Annotated in this window: 12 protein-coding genes and 1 pseudogene; 9 read left to right on the top strand and 4 right to left on the bottom strand. The window is 52.1% G+C overall.

Annotated elements, in window-relative coordinates; all coding sequences use genetic code 11:
* Positions 1-133: 133 nt before the first annotated feature.
* Positions 134-1,807 carry a putative polysaccharide biosynthesis protein gene (locus tag EIZ37_RS11370; protein ID WP_134684725.1) on the bottom strand — a complete coding sequence of 558 codons (1,674 nt, stop codon included), beginning with the start codon at positions 1,805-1,807 and terminating at the stop codon, positions 134-136.
* A gap of 154 nt (positions 1,808-1,961) precedes the next feature.
* Here EIZ37_RS11370 and EIZ37_RS11365 point away from each other — a divergent pair, with 154 nt between their 5' ends.
* On the top strand, positions 1,962-3,335 hold the full coding sequence (locus EIZ37_RS11365) for a phenylacetate--CoA ligase family protein (protein ID WP_134684724.1): 1,374 nt from the start codon (positions 1,962-1,964) through the stop codon (positions 3,333-3,335).
* Between the two features lie 7 nt (positions 3,336-3,342).
* On the opposite strand, the gene murJ is transcribed toward EIZ37_RS11365, so the two are convergent.
* Positions 3,343-4,872, bottom strand: coding sequence for a murein biosynthesis integral membrane protein MurJ (gene murJ, locus EIZ37_RS11360; protein WP_134684723.1), 1,530 nt, complete (start codon positions 4,870-4,872; stop codon positions 3,343-3,345).
* Between the two features lie 170 nt (positions 4,873-5,042).
* Here murJ and EIZ37_RS11355 point away from each other — a divergent pair, with 170 nt between their 5' ends.
* From EIZ37_RS11355 to megL, 4 genes are all read left to right on the top strand, one after another.
* Positions 5,043-6,305, top strand: coding sequence for an O-antigen ligase family protein (locus EIZ37_RS11355; protein ID WP_134684823.1), 1,263 nt, complete (start codon positions 5,043-5,045; stop codon positions 6,303-6,305).
* 21 nt (positions 6,306-6,326) lie between these two features.
* Positions 6,327-7,961: a hypothetical protein gene (locus EIZ37_RS11350; protein ID WP_134684722.1), complete on the top strand. Its 1,635-nt coding sequence runs from the start codon at positions 6,327-6,329 to the stop codon at positions 7,959-7,961.
* Positions 7,954-8,781 carry a hypothetical protein gene (locus tag EIZ37_RS11345; RefSeq protein WP_134684721.1) on the top strand — a complete coding sequence of 276 codons (828 nt, stop codon included), beginning with the start codon at positions 7,954-7,956 and terminating at the stop codon, positions 8,779-8,781. Before EIZ37_RS11350 ends, EIZ37_RS11345 begins: the two co-directional genes overlap by 8 nt.
* A gap of 132 nt (positions 8,782-8,913) precedes the next feature.
* Complete coding sequence (megL, locus tag EIZ37_RS11340; RefSeq protein ID WP_134684720.1) at positions 8,914-10,104, top strand: methionine gamma-lyase; 1,191 nt, start codon at positions 8,914-8,916, stop codon at positions 10,102-10,104.
* Positions 10,105-10,165: 61 nt separating this feature from the next.
* On the opposite strand, the gene EIZ37_RS11335 is transcribed toward megL, so the two are convergent.
* Positions 10,166-11,566, bottom strand: a complete 1,401-nt coding sequence (locus EIZ37_RS11335; protein WP_134684719.1) for a glycosyltransferase family 4 protein — start codon at positions 11,564-11,566, stop codon at positions 10,166-10,168.
* A 128-nt stretch (positions 11,567-11,694) separates the two neighbouring features.
* Between EIZ37_RS11335 and EIZ37_RS11330 the strand changes: the two genes are divergently transcribed.
* The 3 genes from EIZ37_RS11330 (at position 11,695) to EIZ37_RS11320 (ending at position 15,344) form a co-directional block, all read left to right on the top strand.
* Complete coding sequence (locus EIZ37_RS11330; protein ID WP_134684718.1) at positions 11,695-12,837, top strand: glycosyltransferase; 1,143 nt, start codon at positions 11,695-11,697, stop codon at positions 12,835-12,837.
* Between the two features lie 27 nt (positions 12,838-12,864).
* On the top strand, positions 12,865-13,689 hold the full coding sequence (locus EIZ37_RS11325) for a M55 family metallopeptidase (protein WP_134684717.1): 825 nt from the start codon (positions 12,865-12,867) through the stop codon (positions 13,687-13,689).
* A gap of 452 nt (positions 13,690-14,141) precedes the next feature.
* Positions 14,142-15,344, top strand: coding sequence for a saccharopine dehydrogenase family protein (locus tag EIZ37_RS11320; RefSeq protein ID WP_134684716.1), 1,203 nt, complete (start codon positions 14,142-14,144; stop codon positions 15,342-15,344).
* Between the two features lie 187 nt (positions 15,345-15,531).
* On the opposite strand, the pseudogene EIZ37_RS11315 reads toward EIZ37_RS11320, so the two are convergent.
* Positions 15,532-15,879 (bottom strand): annotated as a pseudogene (locus tag EIZ37_RS11315) (aldo/keto reductase); the annotation flags it as partial.
* Between the two features lie 675 nt (positions 15,880-16,554).
* On the opposite strand from EIZ37_RS11315, the gene EIZ37_RS11310 reads away from it, so the two are divergent.
* Positions 16,555-16,878 (top strand): DoxX family protein, encoded by a 324-nt coding sequence (locus EIZ37_RS11310; protein WP_134684715.1) that lies wholly within the window; start codon positions 16,555-16,557, stop codon positions 16,876-16,878.
* Position 16,879: the final 1 nt, after the last annotated feature.

Raw genomic sequence — 16,879 nt, 5'->3', positions numbered from 1 at the left:
CGAAAGCTGATTCGAAAGGCAATTTCATCCTTGTTTTATGTTTTCCACTTCTTACCTGAATATGTATCGAACCGCGTCCCTTGCCATTGCCGATGCTTTCGCAAAATGCAAAAAAACCGTTGATCGTAATCGATCAACGGTTTTCCCGTTTCACAGCAGGATTGTATTCACCAGACTCCGGTGTTCTACGCAGCTTTGAACGAATCGTTCGCAAGTAAGCACCGCCGGGAATCCATTCGAACTCCTTTTCCTCAATCAGCGGAATAAGCAGGATCGCGCCCAGATAAATGGCTAGCCCTACCGCTACCCCCACGACCGTCTCTACGGCCCCAAGCAAACGCGCACTCAGATGGGACGAGACGAGGTAGTGGATGACTTCCATCGCTCCCCAAGCCAGCAGCAGCATGCTGTTGGCTGCTATCAATGGCAGGGTCAAATCAAAGCGTTTTTTCACTTCCACCTGTACCAATCTGGCAATGACCTTCATGTTTAACAAGCACACGACCGCCGTCGCGCACAGCCACGAAATCGACAGCCCGTCAATTCCCAACACGGAGGCAAAGAGCAGCGTCGTTACAATTTTGGCGGCTACGCCCCAAAGCAAATGCTTGGCCGGAATTTTTTCATGCCCTAACCCCTGCAAGATTCCGTTTGTAGCCAGCAGCAAAGAAAGCGGGACGGCACTGACTCCGAGTATCGCCATCGCCCTCGTACCGTCTATGTCTCCATACAAGGCGAGATTGGCCCCTTCCGCCACAGCGGTCAAGCCCAATCCGGCAGGCAAGCCGATTAGCCAGGCAAATCGGTAAGACAGTCGGATCAGCGTGCTTACCTTATTCGTATCTCCCAAGCGACGCGCCTCGGCAATGGCCGGTACGATGGACAGCGCGATCGAAGCGCCGAACAGGCTGGCAAGCTGCAGCAGCGGGCCCCCACGGCTGTAGATGCCAAACCAGCTGTCTGCTGTAATCCCGTCCACATGCCAGACATAGCGGAAAATATTAATGGCCAAAAACGAATCCACCAGGCTGAATATCGGGATGACCAGTGCACTGATGCAAATCGGCCAAGCGATCCGCCACATTGTCAAGTAAAAGGAACGGTCGCCCCACCACTCACGGCTGCGCCAGCTCCCCCGAGCCTCCTCCGCGGATGGCGCGGATTGCTTCCGTCGGTGCCACCAGAGAAGCAGTACGAGAAAGCCCAGGCTCAGCAGCGTACTGATCATGGTACCAAAGTTGACTCCCGTGATCACATTGTCGGTATCTTCTCCTAATGACACGAGGTAAAGCGAAGCAATCAGGATGAAAGCGACCCGCAATGTCTGTTCCACGACCTGTGACAATCCCACGAACACCATATTTTGATGTCCGTAAAAATAGCCGCGCAGCACCGCGATGATCGGCACAAATAACAGGGACAGCGATATCGCCCTGATCGGCTCTACCAGATGCGGATTGCCCATCATCCAGGCAATGAGCGGAGAGCTTAGGTACAGAATCGCAAACAGGAATAATCCGATCGTCCCCATCAAGGCCATGCTGCGGGCGAGAATTTGATTGATCTCCCCTTGCTTTCCTTCCGCCAATGCCTCCGCAATCATCCGCGACAATGCCACCGGAATGCCTGCTGTCGCGAGGATTAAAAAGGTGAGGTAGAGCGGATACACCTCTTGATAGAGTCCAAGCCCATTATTTCCCACAATCTCCTGCAAGGGAATCCGGTAAAACATCCCGATTGCCTTGGACAAGATGCCCGCCACAGCCAAAATGATGGCTCCTCCGAGAAAATGACTTTTCTTTACCATCTATCTATTCTCCTTATCACTTCTACCATTCTTGATCAGGTGAAAATGCTCCACTCCCACCTTAAAGCATGCAAGCAGGTATAGCAAGTGCTTTCGGCAGGAATAATGGGTGAACAAACTCCCTATTTTTCCCGGAAAGAGGTGTTTTCACCCCATGCCCCTGACGAAATACATGATTCGCCATGTTCATTGGCCCTTAATGGAAAGGTGGAAAGGCAACCGGACCCGCACCTATATCCGTGAATTGCAAGATGCCCAGCATCTGACGAACGAGCAGCTGGCCAACCGACAAGCTGATAAGCTTCGGAATCTGCTGCAGCATGCCACTGCGCAAATACCCGCCTATCAGGATTATCGAAGTGAGTTTTCTGAGGATTTGTCGCAGCCAGCCGAACGATTGAGGCAGCTGCCCATCCTGACGAAAAAAAGCTTCCGCGAGACCAGCGATCGCTATTTGGCGCCGGATGTACCTCCTGCAACACTCATTCCGAACCGTACGGGCGGTTCTACGGGCGAGCCTACCCGTTTTTATCTGGACCGCGCCACGGTGGAGCGCTATGAAGCTGCACGCTGGCTCGGTTTGTCTTGGCACAATATCGGGATTGGGGATCCATGCGTGATGATCTGGGGCAATCCGTTGGAATTGAACCAACAGCAGTCGCGCGCATTTCGCTGGAAGGAGCGTTTCCTGAAAAATCGGCTGCTGCTTTCCGCCTATGAGCTGCGGGAGTCACAGATTCCTGCCTACTTGCGTCTGATCCGCTCGTTTTCCCCCACCTACTTGTATGGTTACGCCTCGGCCCTGCATCTTTTTGCCGAGCTGATCTTGCAAAAAAAGGAAACCTTGGGCATCCCGCTAAAAGCGATCGTCTCTACTGCGGAGAGCCTCCAACCTTTCCAACGGGAAAGCATGGAAAAGGCATTCGGTGCTCCGGTTGTCAATGAATACGGTGCGCGCGACGGCGGGATCATTGCGTATGAATGTCCCGCAGGCCGTATGCACGCATTTACGGATAACTATTATATGGAAATTGTAGATCCGATCACCAAGGAGCCCGTCCCTCCAGGAAAGCCAGGACTGCTCTTGGTCACGGATCTGCACAACTATGTCATGCCCAGGCTGCGCTATGAACTCGGCGATATCGTCCAGCTGGCGGCAGAGCCTTGCACCTGCGGGATCTCCTATCCGGTGCTGGATCAGATCGACGGTCGAGAGGATGATATGTTTCTTTCACGACACGGCCATTATGTGCACGGTCATTACTTTAATCACATCATGCGCAATCTGGAAAGCTTTTACACCTTTCAAATCATCCAGCATGCGCCTGACCACGTCTCCCTCAAGCTGGTGAAGCACCCGGAGAAATACGATCCTGTAGAGGAAGAAATGTTTTTGGCCAGCATTCGCAAGTCACTCGGTGACGATGTGACCATCGATGTTTCCTATGTGGACCAGATCCCCCCCAGCGCTTCGGGCAAATTCCGCTACGCCATTCGCGAGTTTCCGCTGTCTGGAGTTACACGCTAGTAACTCGTCACACCCTTTGCGTGCCAGCAGAGCGTTTCAGCAATTTGCCGATCACTTCTTTTACGAGCGGTTCACGCAGCAAGAGCAGGACTCCCCCGTAAATCACCGCAGAGACAATGATCCCGACAGCAAGATAAAGCCACAGCGGGAGAACGGACAGCCACGGATCCGCCAAATAGATGAATGCAGACATGAGACCGGCCGCCACTGTCGCCTTCCAAACGGTTGCGGCAAAGCTCGCGGCAATCGGATTGCCGATTTTTCGCCACAGGCAAATAAAAAGCAGCAAGAGCTGAGCTGCGGCAGACACGGAGGCGCTGAACGCCAGGCCGCCGTGGTCAAGCCAAGGGATCGTCAGCCAGGAAACAGCCAGATAGACGACGATCCCTACCGCTCCGATGATGACGGGAGTCTTTGTATTTTCCAGCGCATAAAAAGCACGGGTCAGCAGGTCGCGACCGGCAAGCGCATAAAGTCCGATGCTGTAAAAAATCATGCCCCAGGCCGTCCACACAACAGCCGTGTCGCCAAACTCCCCGCGTTTATAAATCAACGTAATCAGTGGCTCCGCATACAAGATGAGCCCGAGTGTGACGGGTAGCAGCAGAATCCATAGGTAGGCCATCCCTTTTTGCAGGGTGGTTTTCATCAAGCCCATTTCTCCCCGCTTCACATAGCTGGACATGAGCGGGAAAAGCGGCAGCGTAAAAGCCCCGACAAAGACCGCCATCGGCAGCTGGACGATGGTGTTGGCATACATCAGCGCGGCGATTTTCCCGTCCCCCAGCGCTCCGGCGAAGCCTCGTTCCAGAAACGTAGTCGCCTGGGCGATGACCGCACCGATCAGGATCGGAATGACACGCTCCCCCATGCTTTTCATCTCTTCGTCGTTTTTCCAAGAAAAAGCGAAACGGTGCAAATACCCAAATCGTCTTAACGTAGGGAGCATGGTCAGCGCCGCCGCGATATAGCCGATCGTCGTAGCCATCGCAAGTCCGGTCACCCCGTAGGACGGCACCAACAGATACATCGCGATCAGTACCAAGGCACCATTGGCTACCGTGCCAAGGGTTGGTGTAAAAAAGTGCTGGTGCGCATTACAGACGCTTGACCATAGACCTGTCAAGCCAATGAACAGCGCAGCCGGCCACATCCAACGGAGCAGCTCCGCGGTCAGCAGCAGCTTCTCGCCCGTCGTGCCAAACAGCATGGCGATTTGCGTGGAAAAGACCACACCCGCTATGGATAGCGCTGCGAAAACAAGCACGATGGCACTGAGTGTTTTATGGTAAAGCTCGCCAGCCCGTCTGTGATCGGTTTTATCCAACAGTCCGCGCATCGTAGGGATCAGCACTGCGTTGATTGCACCCGGTATGACGAGAAACAAGGTCAACGGAATAGTAGAAGCGATACCGAATGCGTCTGCCTCCATCCCCGTCCCGTACAGATTGGAGACATACACATTGCGAAAAAAGCCGAGCAAGCGGCCGACTAAGGTCATCAATACAATTAAGGAAGCTGTTTTCAGTAAATTCATGCAAACCGTTCTCCTACTTTGTTATCTCTCGGTGAAAACCTATCAGTAATCATAGCCCAATTCTATGCTTTCTACCAATCTTTTCTCCCAGGGACCATGTTTCTTGCTACATCAATGATTGATTCATTATAATAGTAAAGTTGAACTTATTCACAGGAGGACGTACCTTGATGGGACAAACGCTGCGCAATTGGGCTTCCCGCTCCGACACCTGGCTGTATGTGCTGTTGGGATACCCAATCATTGACTACGTGTTGCGAAACATTCTGCCGATTCCCGTCGTTTCCTCGCTATGGGACGATGGACTGCTTTTGCTGCTTTTGCTTTTTACTTTTGTGGCCTATTTCAAAGGGATGCGGAAAATGCCCGGCATCAAGCACACGATGCTCGCTTTCTTTGTGCTTGGGGTAGCATTCACGGTAACGGATATGACCAATTGGGAAGCTAGCGTGGAAGGCTTTCGGGCGATTTACCAGTACATTCTGGCTTTCTTCATCGGATTTTATCTGATTCAACAAGGCTCCCAGTTTGAACGCTTTATCAAAGTCCTTGCCGTGGTCGGCTTCGTGGTAGGGCTGATCGGAGTTGGCCAGGTCGCTCTGGGTGTGGAGACATCCGGCGCTTGGGTGAACGCGGGTGAAGCCACCAAGACGAGAGCTTTCTCGATCGTGACGAGCCCGAACGTCCTGGGCAGCTATATGGCCATGATCGTACCCGTTGCGATGGGCTTGCTGCTTAACAGTAAGAATCGCAGGGAACAGCTGATCTGGGGAGGTATCGCGCTCATCACGCTGGCTGCCCTCGTCTTTACCGCATCACGCGGGGCCTGGTTTGCTTTTGCATTTGCCGTCTTCATCGGTTGCCTGGCCTGGAAACGCAAGGTCGCGATGTACCTGCTGCTCGCAGCGATCATTGGTATCGTAGCGATGGCCTTCATGCCAGACTTGCCGGTGATTGGTTCGGTGAAAGACCGGATCGCTACCCTGTTTACGGCGGAGTATTTCGAAAAGAGCATCCAGGATGGTCGGATCAAACGCTGGTTCGATGCGTACAACCAAATGCGCGTAGAACCGTTGTTCGGAGCCAGCCCGGGACATCACGGTGGCGCGGTTGCCGATCGTCATTTCGGGACGACCTACACGGACAGCTATTTCTTCAAGAGTCTCGCGGAGCTGGGGCTCATCGGCGTCGGCATGCTGTTCGCCCTGATGCTTACCGTCATCCGCTATGCGTATAAGCTGGCCGCCAAGGCAAAACGGACACCTCATTTCTTCCTGATTCTTGGACTGGCTTGCGGCATGTTTGCTGTCGTGCTGCACAATTTCGTGGAAAACATCTTTGAAGTGCCGTTTATGGCTCTGTACTTTTGGTTGTTTGGCGGCTTCCTGACTGGCCTGCTCGCCGATCAATCCCAGGCGAAGCAATCGCTGTAAATCATCCGAAAGGTGAATGCCATGCGACAACTATTTCGAATGCAAACGTTGTGGTGGGCTTTATACGCCCTTGCCCTGTTTCTGATCTATCACCTGCTCGTGCAGGTCGCGTTCCTTGATCTATCCTGGATCGCGCTGGTACTTTTTATCCCGGTTCTGCTTCTCGCTTACTATGTGATCCATCCAAGCGAGCGCAGGCAGGTGATCGTGTTTAGCCTTGGCTTTCTGCTGCTGGACCGCGCGTTGACAAGACTGGATGTGAAATCTCCAGTGGCGGTGATTGTAGGCGGTCTGGTCGCGATTCTGGTCGTGGCGATTTTGGCAAAATGGTACGGCAAGCTGCGTGCCAATGCGATTCTAGCGCTGGTTCTGATCGCAGTGCTGGTCAACGTCAGCTTCAACCGTGACAATTTGTCCGTATTGAATCATTTCTATGTGAAATATGAAACGGACCGGCTGTACAGCGGCGATTGGGTGGATTACTTCCCGATCACGCTCGTCGATGTCGACGGCGACGGCAAGCAGGAGATCGTCACCTACGGCAGTAAAGAAGTAAAGTCCGAAGATGAAGAAACCAAAAAGCCGGAAACCGAAGCGGAACGCAAGGCTTTGGCAGAAAAGCTGCTTCCTCTGCAAGCAGAGGATATCGCGCTCTATGTCTTTAGCTGGAAGGATGGGCAGCTGACCCGGCTGAATAATGAACAGCTGAGTGCTGAGGCGCTTGCCCAGATTCAGCAAAAAATGCCTGCAGACTTCCCGGGCTTCCCCTACTACACCATGAAGGATGGCCAGCTTGTCCCGAATGTGCAGCGTCAAAGCTATGCGGAAGGGATGCTCCAGGTAGGTACAGCTCCATATCGGGCGCTGCTTTTGGATCTGGCTAACATTGACTTTTTGCTACAGCAAAAACATGGCTTGATGGACGTGCAAGCTTCTTTTGCCAAAGATTCCAAGTACCAAAACGTCTCGATTGGCGCTGGACTGATCGAAGGCTCGTATGATGGCAAAGGCTTCGTGGCACCATCACTGGCAACAAAGCTGTTGGGCACGATCCATCTCCCGAATGGTGAGGAAGGACTGATTACGCAAGGCGATCGTATCAGCATTTACACGCCAGACGGAAACGGAACGTTGACTGAAGCCTATTCGCTGACCAAGGACCAGATCTCGCTGGCCAATTCCGATTACATCCCGGCCGATATAGACCAGGATGGTGTGGATGAGCTGTTAATCGGCGGTACGCCTTCTTATATCTTGAAGCCTGCCCCTGAGGGGAAATGGCAAATCCTCTGGAGAAGCGGTGAACATGATGAAAGCTTCCGTTTCAGCGCCTTTGATCAAGTGGGCCATGAGGAAGGAAAGCAAATCGTCGCCCAAGCAAAAAGCTGGGTCAGCAGCCATCCGCTGCGATATTTGAGCGGATTTACGTACACGAATGAAGGATTGGAGCAGCAGTGGCGCGTTTATCTGCCGCTCATGAACATCCAACTGGGTGATGTGGACGGGGATCAGGAAAACGAAATCATTGCCACAAGCTATGACTCTCATCGCTTGCTCGTCCTGAAACAGCATGACATTCCCGTATTGCCGATCGTCAGCATCCTCTTTATCGGGCTGTTCGGCTATGGTGTAGTAAGGAGGTTCCGCCATGAATAAGATCGCGAAAAGAAGAGGCGTTCTCTCTCTTATGGCACTGATGCTGCTCTTAGGAGGCTGCACTTATGAATCGGGGCCAAAGCAGTTTGCGCTGGAGACCGCTGCTGCTGCCAAGCCTGCGGACCAGGGAAAGGTCGAGCAGACGGCATCGGGACGTGCGATGCTGGAAGCGGCCATTCAGAAGGCGAAGACCGATCCGAAGTCGCAAAAGTTTTGGTACAAGGGCCATGTCAAAAATACACTGCTCTCCCGTACGACCACGAGTATGTTTGAGGGCGCGGTTGTCAAACCGGACGGCTACAACGTGGACGCACGTATCGCTCGTCAGACGTATCAGTATTACCAGATTGACGGCAAGCGCTACGTTCGTGTTGGAGACGCTTGGATTACCGCACAGGAGGATCCGCTCCCCTTTGACGTCATGCACGGCTTTGAGGACATACTTCCGCTAATGGATCGCGCCGAGCAGGTTAAAGTCGGCGACAATAAGATCTATGGAGTGGAATGCATCCCCTTCCAGATCAAGATGAATGTAACGGAATGGCTGTCCATGAGCAAAAGCGAGCTGTTTGAGCCATTGCGTCAACAGCTGGCCGGACGCCCCGACATGCAGAAGATCCTGGATAACTCTACTGTGAAGATGACCGTCTGGGTCGGGAAAGAGGATCAACGTTTCTATCAATATGAAACCTGGATCATCCTGCCGTTCCCGGATGGGGGCTACATGGACCAGCAGATTTTGTTCAGCTTCTATAAATACAACGATCCCGGCATCAAGATCAAGGACCCGGAAGAAGTCGAGAAGTATTTGTTGTATTAAGACTCTCTTGCTTGCAAGCAAGAAGCCTAACCACTCCATGGTGGTTAGGCTTTTTTGCTCTATACGTACAAGTAGAGGCTGCCGACAGGTCACTTTATGAATCCGCTTACATAAACTGTAGGGGGTGATCTTATGGAAAAGAAGATTCCTGACCAACAGCATGGCTTTCAGACCATCGCCGTTCATGCGGGTGACCAGCTTGATCCCATTACGGGCTCTTTGACAACACCCATATACCAAAGCTCCACTTTTGTGTTCCCGACTGCTGAAGCAGGTGGAGCACGTTTCGCAGGGGCGGAAAATGGCTACGTCTATACACGGCTGGGGAATCCTACTCTCACTGTCCTGGAGCAAAAAATCGCGGCCTTGGAAAAGGCTGAGGCTGCACTGGCCTTCTCATCGGGCATGGCTGCTGTCTCTGCTATCCTGCTTGGGCTTTTGCATAGCGGCGATCACATCCTTTGCTCCAAAGGGCTGTACGGCTGTACGTTCGGCCTGCTAACCATGCTGAAGCGGCAATTTCAGATTGACCATTCGTTAGCAGACCTGACCGATGAATCCTCTCTGCTCTCCTCCATCCGGCCAAATACACGCATCATTTATGTGGAAACGCCGATCAATCCCACCATGGAGCTCGTCGATCTTGCCATGATCGCTCGTGCGGCCAAAGCCAGGAGAATTACCACCGTCGTCGACAACACCTTCCTTTCCCCGTATTTGCAGCGACCGTTAGAGCTGGGCTGCGATCTCGTATTGCACAGCGCGACCAAGTATATTGGCGGTCACGGAGATGTAATTGCGGGTGTGGCAGCCGGAGCCAAGGATCTGATCGATCAGCTGCGCATGACGGCGCTCAAGGATATTGGCGGTGTCCTCTCCCCCTTTGATGCTTATCTGTTGATCCGCGGATTGAAAACGTTAGGGATCCGCATGCAAAAGCATTGTGAAAATGCGCAGCTGGTAGCCGAATTCCTCGCCAACCATCCGCGAGTCCAATCTGTTTATTACCCAGGCCTGCCTTCTTTTCCTCAGCATGAGCTGGCCAAGCGGCAGATGGACGGATTCGGCGGTCTCATCAGCTTTGAGTTGAAAGGCGGTATGGCTGCTGGGATTCAGATGATGAACCGCCTGCAGCTCTGCAAGCTGGCCGTCAGTCTTGGCGATGTGGAGACACTCATCCAGCATCCCGCTTCCATGACGCACTCGATCGTGCCTATGGAGGAACGCAGAAAAATGGGAATCACCGATGGGCTCATCCGGCTGTCCGTGGGGATTGAAGATGTGAAAGATATTATCGCCGATTTATCACAAGCTTTGGAATGAAAAAAGGGCAAATGCATTCTCGGACACTCCATACACGTCCGTTGCTGCAGTTGCCTTTTTATTATGATTCACCCAGTTGTTGCTGTTGATACGCCCGCTGGACCAATTCATCCATCAGATGCGCCAGCTGACGCGCTTGCTCTCTTCTTTCATATGGCTTTACCCGATCAAAGAAATCTGCGGATCGGCTTACGCTACCATCATCAGCGACAGACTGCTTCGCCTTCCAATCCTGATACAATCGGTAAAAGGCTTCCTTGATCTCGAGCTTGTCCGTTGGGTTGGCAACTTGTCCGAGCTCAAAGCGCTGAATGATCTCGGTGGCCTCTCCCGCCATATTCAGTGCGAGGATGGGCTTCCCGATCCCCATGTATTCATACAGCTTCCCGGGTATGTAAGCCCCTGCATCCGCAGAAACATCCCCGATCAGGAGCTGAAAATCAGCTGCCTTCATTAGCTGCAAAGCTTCCTTATGCGGCAGGTTGCCGACGATGCGGACGATTGATTCCAGATTCAGTTCTTTGACACAGTCCGCATTTTCCGAATAGCCCGGATAATCAAAAACCCCCGCAAACGTGAGCAGCAAATCGTCCTGCGCCACTTTTCCTTCGTCGATCAGCTCCCGGATCGCCCGCAGCAGCAGCCGCGGATTTCGCTTCTGATAGAGAATGCCGGCATAGACACCGTGGAGCTTTCCATTTGCTTCCGGTACTTCAGCAGGCGCCAGCTCGCGAAAATCGGCCTGGTCGAAGCCATTGTAAATCAGCTCCATCCGCTTGATCCGCTCCCCATATTTCTTCCGGAAGTTCTCAGCAAAGGTAGCCGTTACCGTTGTGATCGCATCTGCCTTGCTCATCACCCGCGCCTCCATCCGCTCTTCCAGACGCTCCCTCCATGCAATCCCGCTGCGGTGCATGTTTTGCGTCCACGGATCGCGGAAATCAGCAATCCAGCGGCAGCCGAACTCTTCCGCCAGCTTCTGTGCCACCAGATGATTGGTCACAGGTCCGGAGGTAGAGAAAATGACGTCGATCTTCGCCGTTTTCATGACCTCACGTCCGCGCTTCACCGCTTCGGGATACCAGAGAATCTGATCATCTGGTATCATTAGATAAGGCTTTACTTTTTTCAGCATCGAGATGATGGCGCGCTTTGCCTTTGTGGCAAACGATGGCCTAGGCGATGGTCCTCCTGCTTGTGCAGTGGCTGGCCCGGCAGCAGCTGCAGCTGATCTTTGCAGGAGCGAAAACTCTTTTGCCCGATGAATGGCGACGTCGTTTGGCAGCTGCGCCAAGAGCGACTGGTCGAGCGTGGCATGATAAGCAGGATCAGCGGTCAACACATGAACCCCCCAGCCAAATTCCCCGAGATATTTGGCCATTTTCAGAGGGCGAGGCACACCGCCGCCGCCGATTGGGGGAAATATATAAGCAACGATCATCACGTTGGGTCTAGAGTTCATTTCGCAATTCCTTCCTTATCTGACGAATATCAATCCTAAAGATACCATAAGTCTAGTGTTATTGCGAATCTACTATCCATCTGCTATAGTGAAAATGGTTTTGCTTGGAAAGGTACGGGTGGATCACAATGAAGAAATTACGCATCCTCCACGTCATCGGTGGAGGGGAATATGGCGGCGCCGAACAGCATATTCTCAATTTGCTTTCAGCCTTTCCGAAAGAGAAGGTAGAAGCAGCCGTTGTCTGTTTTTATGACTCCGCATTTGCCGAGCAATTGCGCAAAGCGGGGATTCAAGTGATAACATTAGACCAATACGGACGTTTTGACCTGCGCCTTTTCTCGGGTCTGAAACGGACGTTTTTTGACTATAAGCCGGATATTATCCATACACACGGCGTGAAAGCCAATTTCTTTTCGCGCATCGCCGCGCGCGGGATCTGCCAAGCGCTGCTCACCACCGTGCACAGCAATTTGCGCTTCGATTATGTCAATCCGCTTGCCTACACGATTGTTTCCTTGATGGAGCGTTCGACACGCCCCTGGAACAGCCACCATATTGCCGTCAGCGGTGCGCTCGGAGAAATTTTGCAAAAGGACGGGATTCCTGCCCGTTCCATCAGCGTCATCTACAACGGTCTCGATATCGAGCCGTTTCGCCGGACCGAGGATCAGGGGCAGCAGCGAGCGAGCCTGCACGCGGAATGGGGTATCACGGATGATGAGTATGTGTTCGGCTGCGTAGCCCGCTTGGTTCCGGTAAAAGGGCTGTCTTATTTGCTGGAGGCTTTTTCCAATTTCCGACAGGATGAGGCGGCTTCAGAGAAAAAGTATCGCCTTGTGCTTGTCGGTGACGGCCCGGAACGCGAGCCGCTGCAGCAGCTGGCCCGCTCCCTGCAGATCGAGCAGCATGTCACCTTTGCCGGATTTCGCCGTGACATCCCTGCTTGTCTGCATGCTTTCGATGCTTTCGTCCACTCCTCCATTTATGAAGGCCTTGGCTATACGATCATCGAAGCGATGGCTGCCGGCGTCCCTGTGGCTGCCACTAATGTAGGCGGGGTCAAGGAGTTTGTCAAACCGAACAGCACGGGATTGCTGGTCGAGCCTGCAAACAGTGAGCTTTTGGCACAGGCGATGAAAAGGCTGGCGTTCGATCCGCAGCTTTGTGAGAAAATGACGCAGGAAGCCTTGAGACTCGTGGAGAATACCTTTACCATCGAGCAAATGGCCGAAAAAACGCTTGCCCTGTACCATCAACTCACGACATAATGGGCGGCTCGGGAAAGGGAGAATCGTATGAAGCTATTTATTTCCGCGGATATGGAAGGTTCCACTGGAATCATTGATCCAAGCTATTGCAACCCTGGGGATAACAACTATGAACGCGGCCGCCGCTTGATGACCGGCGACGTGAATGCCGTCATCGAAGCGGCATTTGCACACGGCGCAACCGATGTTGTCGTCGCGGACAGCCATCATAAAATGAACAATCTCCTGATCGAGGAGCTACATCCAAAAGCAACCCTGCTGTGCGGCTCCCCTCGCGATTTTTCCATGATGCAGGGATTGGACAACACGTTTGATGCAGCCTTCTTCTTGGGCTATCACACGCGTCATGGCGTACCCGGAGTGCTCAGCCACACGATGTCCGGCGTGATCAAAAACATGTACATCAATGGTCAAGTGGTGGGCGAATTTGGTTTTAACGCCATTTATGCAGGACTGACGGGAGTCCCGGTCTGCCTCGTTTCCGGCGATGACCAGACCGCTTTGGAGGCAAAGGCACTGATTCCGGAAATTCGTACGGCGGTGCTCAAAACAGCCGTATCCCGAACCTCAGCCCACTGTCTGAGCCCTGCCCAAAGCGCGGCCGTTTTACAAGAAGAAACCAAGATTGCCTTGGATCTTGCCAAACGAATCAAACCTACTCTGGCGACATTGCCCATTGAATTGACGATCGAATTCGCACATACCGGTCAAGCCGAAATGGTCTCGATCATTCCAGGCATGGAATACCGCAAAGGCACCACTGAGGTCTCCTGCAAGGTGCAAGACCAGTATGAGATGTACAAAACGATGCGTGCCATGTTAAACCTGGCCGATACAGTGCAATTTTTCTAAATTGGATTTTCCTCCTCTATTCAACTTCATCGACCACACTTCTAAGCGGGGGCCTGCATGCAAGCGGCCCCTTTTTTTGTCCCTATTTCCAACCATCCCTTCTTTGCTTACATGTTTTCCGCATTCGATCATACATCTTTCTTACAAGGAGGTGAGGAGCATTCCCACGCTGCATGATTTGTAGCTTCCCTAGTCGCTTGACCGTCGCTGACCATTTCAGCGGCCCATTTCCCAATCGGAAGGAGACCCTTTAATGAAACCTCGTGAACCGATCGACATCCTCGAACAGGCTGTACCACGGACAGGAGCAAACACGGGCACAGCGACCCTGTTCCGTGCGTATCGACCTGACATGTTCGCTGTGCATGTACCAAAAACATGTTGGGAAGCGCATGATCGCATGTGGTTGTTACGAATACGAAGATAGTGTTACACACGGAGAGGAGGACTCTATGAGAGTCGCGATATTAGGAGTTGGCGGCGTAGGCCAGGTGAGTGCCTGCGAGCTTGTCAAAAGTGATTATTTGGAAAAGTTGATTTTAGCGGATATTTCCATAGACCCTGCCGAGGAGCTTGCTGCCGATTTGCGCAGGGAAACCGATGTGGAGATCGAGGTCAAACGTGTGGATGCACGGGATGTATCCAGCGTGCAATCGATCCTGGACGGCGTCGATGTGCTGCTGCATATCGGCTTGCCGGAAAACAATTTTGAAGTCATGAAAGCCTGCCTCAATACAAAAACGCATTATATTGATACAGCTTCCAGCGGGCCCGTCTGGCTCCGCAAGCAGCTCGCCTGGAACGACAAGTTTCGCGCAGCCGGCATTATCGGCATCATGGGGCTTGGCTGCGACCCCGGCTTCTCCAACATTGCTGCCCGCTATGCCGTGGATCAATTGGATGAAGTCGATGCCATTTTGATCCGCGATGGTGATAATTCAGTCGCTGATTACGACGGATTTTGCTCGTATTTTAGCCCACAGACCGCCATTCAGGAATGTCTGGCCAAACCGAACTACTGGACGCCCGATAAAGGCGAGCAGCTGTTTCCGACCCCTTTTGCCAATAAGGAAGAATTTGAGTTTCCAGAACCGATCGGCTGGCTGGATTGCTACAACGTCGAGCATGAAGAAGCCACGACGCTCGGGGAAACCATCGGCCGGGCAAAAGGCTGCAAATATGTAGACTTCAAGTATGCCTTGCATCCCGACTTTGTCAACACGCTTCAGGTACTCAGCTATCTGGGGCTGGACAGCGATGAAGAGATCGAAGTGAAGGGAATCAAAGTGGCGCCTCGGGATGTGGTCGTCACGACCATGCCCAAACCGGCTGACCTGGCCGGAAAAATTCACGGCTACTCGTGCGTGGGTGCGCTTGTCAAAGGCAAAAAGGATAACAAACGAAAAGAACTTTACGTCTATACCATGGCCAATCATGACGAAGTCTTCTACAAAACGGAGTTCCAGGCCACCATTTGGCAAACCGGAATCCCGCCTGTTGTCGCTGTTGATTTGATCGCGGAAGGTCTCTTGACCACTACCGGCTGCATCCCGCCCGAGCTGATTGAACCGATGAGCTTTCTGGAACGATTGCGGGCAAGGGGCATGGATTGGCAAGTGATTGAGAAAACCTCCCCGCTTCTGACGATCAGGTAAGGCGTAAGCATAGCATAGATAAAAAATAGATGGTTGAATGGAAGAAGGGAGTCGCTCAACTTGTGGCGGCTCCCTTTTTCATGATGCTGTAGAACTGTCGAATCCGTTATCATAAGTCTTCCGGGCGATCCCGCTAATGATGCAAGGATATCCCAGTCACTCTGCTATTCGCAGCATTGCCATACAATTACAGAGCTCCAACGACCGGATGCGGAACGTACGGCTCTTCCAACATAGCCATTTCTTCTGGTGTTAACGTGATCGACAGTGCAGCTGCCGCATCTTCCAGATGGGACATTTTCGTAGCACCGATAATGGGAGCAGTTACCGATTCTTTCTGCAGTAACCAAGCAAGTGCGATATGAACACGGGAAACACCACGCTTTTCTGCGATGGCAGCAACCCGTTCTACGACCAATCGATCGGCGCTTGCAGTCGCATCGTATTTTGATTTCTGAACCTGGTCGGTTTCGGAACGGTGGGTTGTATCCGCCCAATCACGGGTCAATCTACCTGAACGGAAGTGTGAAAAAGGCAGCTGATGAACTTGTCTCAGCTGCCTTTGCCTGTTGTCGTTATTGAAATCCCGCTCATGTGATCCCATGCAAATTGCTTACATTCAATCTCTTCACTTGTTCTTTTCTACCGCGCAAGCAGCTCCATTTTTGGATAATAGCCTTCTCTTTCATGGCTCTTTCTCTCTTCAAGAGTCAATTCATCTCCTAATGGATATTTATCAGAGTCGATCCATATTCCTAGCAACTTATAGCTCGAATCAATCCGTTTTTCTGGCATGAAAGTACATACGCCTCCATGAAATTCCCCATTGGTATTCAGATGATTAAACACTACTTGCTGGAAGGTATCTTGATTAATGCACAAAGCAATCGGAATTGTTCATTATTCCTCAAGGCAAATAGGAACAGACAGAAAAACCGTCATGTTGCATAGCCGTTTTTGTCATGTTCTCTACCACACTGGGGGTATGTTGTTAGAGAGGAATCCGTAATAACAAGATTAGCCTTTAAAGAAGGAACTACCAAAAAAGGAGCAGCTGCCCTAGGCAAACTGCTCCTTTTTTCGATGGATGATTCAAAGGAAAGCCTTTTTTGTTGGCTGAAAGGAGAAGAATCGCAATCGATAAGAAATGCAGCGATGCGATCCACCTTATAATCAAAGGCGAACTTATATCGAGAGGAGTAGATCTACAATGAAAAGAACAAATATCGCCTACTGGGTGTTTACCGGGCTGATGGCCGTCCTCATGGGGATGGGAGCGATTCCGGATATCTTGATGGTACCCGATGCGGTAACCATGATCACCGAGCATTTAGGCTATCCAGCCTATTTCCTCCCCTTTATTGGCGTAGCAAAATTGCTAGGGGCTATCGCGATCCTGATTCCAGGCTTCCCGCGCATAAAGGAATGGGCGTATGCCGGATTTACTTATGATTTATTGGCTGCGATCTATTCAAGCATCGCTGTTTTCTATCACAAAAAGCGAAAAGCCGCTGCTCTGCAGCTGGGACAATGAA

Source organism: Brevibacillus migulae, from assembly GCF_004521915.1.
GTDB lineage: Bacteria > Bacillota > Bacilli > Brevibacillales > Brevibacillaceae > Brevibacillus_F > Brevibacillus_F migulae.
The sequence above is the reverse complement of the archived record's forward strand: the minus strand, read 5'-3'. Positions and strand labels throughout refer to the sequence as shown.

Bases quoted from the DNA above. Each gene is read 5' to 3' on its own strand.
- EIZ37_RS11370 (WP_134684725.1), bottom strand. From the start codon at position 1,807: ATGGTAAAGAAAAGTCATTTTCTCGGAGGAGCCATCATTTTGGCTGTG.
- EIZ37_RS11365 (WP_134684724.1), top strand. From the start codon at position 1,962: ATGCCCCTGACGAAATACATGATTCGCCATGTTCATTGGCCCTTAATG.
- murJ (WP_134684723.1), bottom strand. From the start codon at position 4,872: ATGAATTTACTGAAAACAGCTTCCTTAATTGTATTGATGACCTTAGTC.
- EIZ37_RS11355 (WP_134684823.1), top strand. From the start codon at position 5,043: ATGGGACAAACGCTGCGCAATTGGGCTTCCCGCTCCGACACCTGGCTG.
- EIZ37_RS11350 (WP_134684722.1), top strand. From the start codon at position 6,327: ATGCGACAACTATTTCGAATGCAAACGTTGTGGTGGGCTTTATACGCC.
- EIZ37_RS11345 (WP_134684721.1), top strand. From the start codon at position 7,954: ATGAATAAGATCGCGAAAAGAAGAGGCGTTCTCTCTCTTATGGCACTG.
- megL (WP_134684720.1), top strand. From the start codon at position 8,914: ATGGAAAAGAAGATTCCTGACCAACAGCATGGCTTTCAGACCATCGCC.
- EIZ37_RS11335 (WP_134684719.1), bottom strand. From the start codon at position 11,566: ATGAACTCTAGACCCAACGTGATGATCGTTGCTTATATATTTCCCCCA.
- EIZ37_RS11330 (WP_134684718.1), top strand. From the start codon at position 11,695: ATGAAGAAATTACGCATCCTCCACGTCATCGGTGGAGGGGAATATGGC.
- EIZ37_RS11325 (WP_134684717.1), top strand. From the start codon at position 12,865: ATGAAGCTATTTATTTCCGCGGATATGGAAGGTTCCACTGGAATCATT.
- EIZ37_RS11320 (WP_134684716.1), top strand. From the start codon at position 14,142: ATGAGAGTCGCGATATTAGGAGTTGGCGGCGTAGGCCAGGTGAGTGCC.
- EIZ37_RS11310 (WP_134684715.1), top strand. From the start codon at position 16,555: ATGAAAAGAACAAATATCGCCTACTGGGTGTTTACCGGGCTGATGGCC.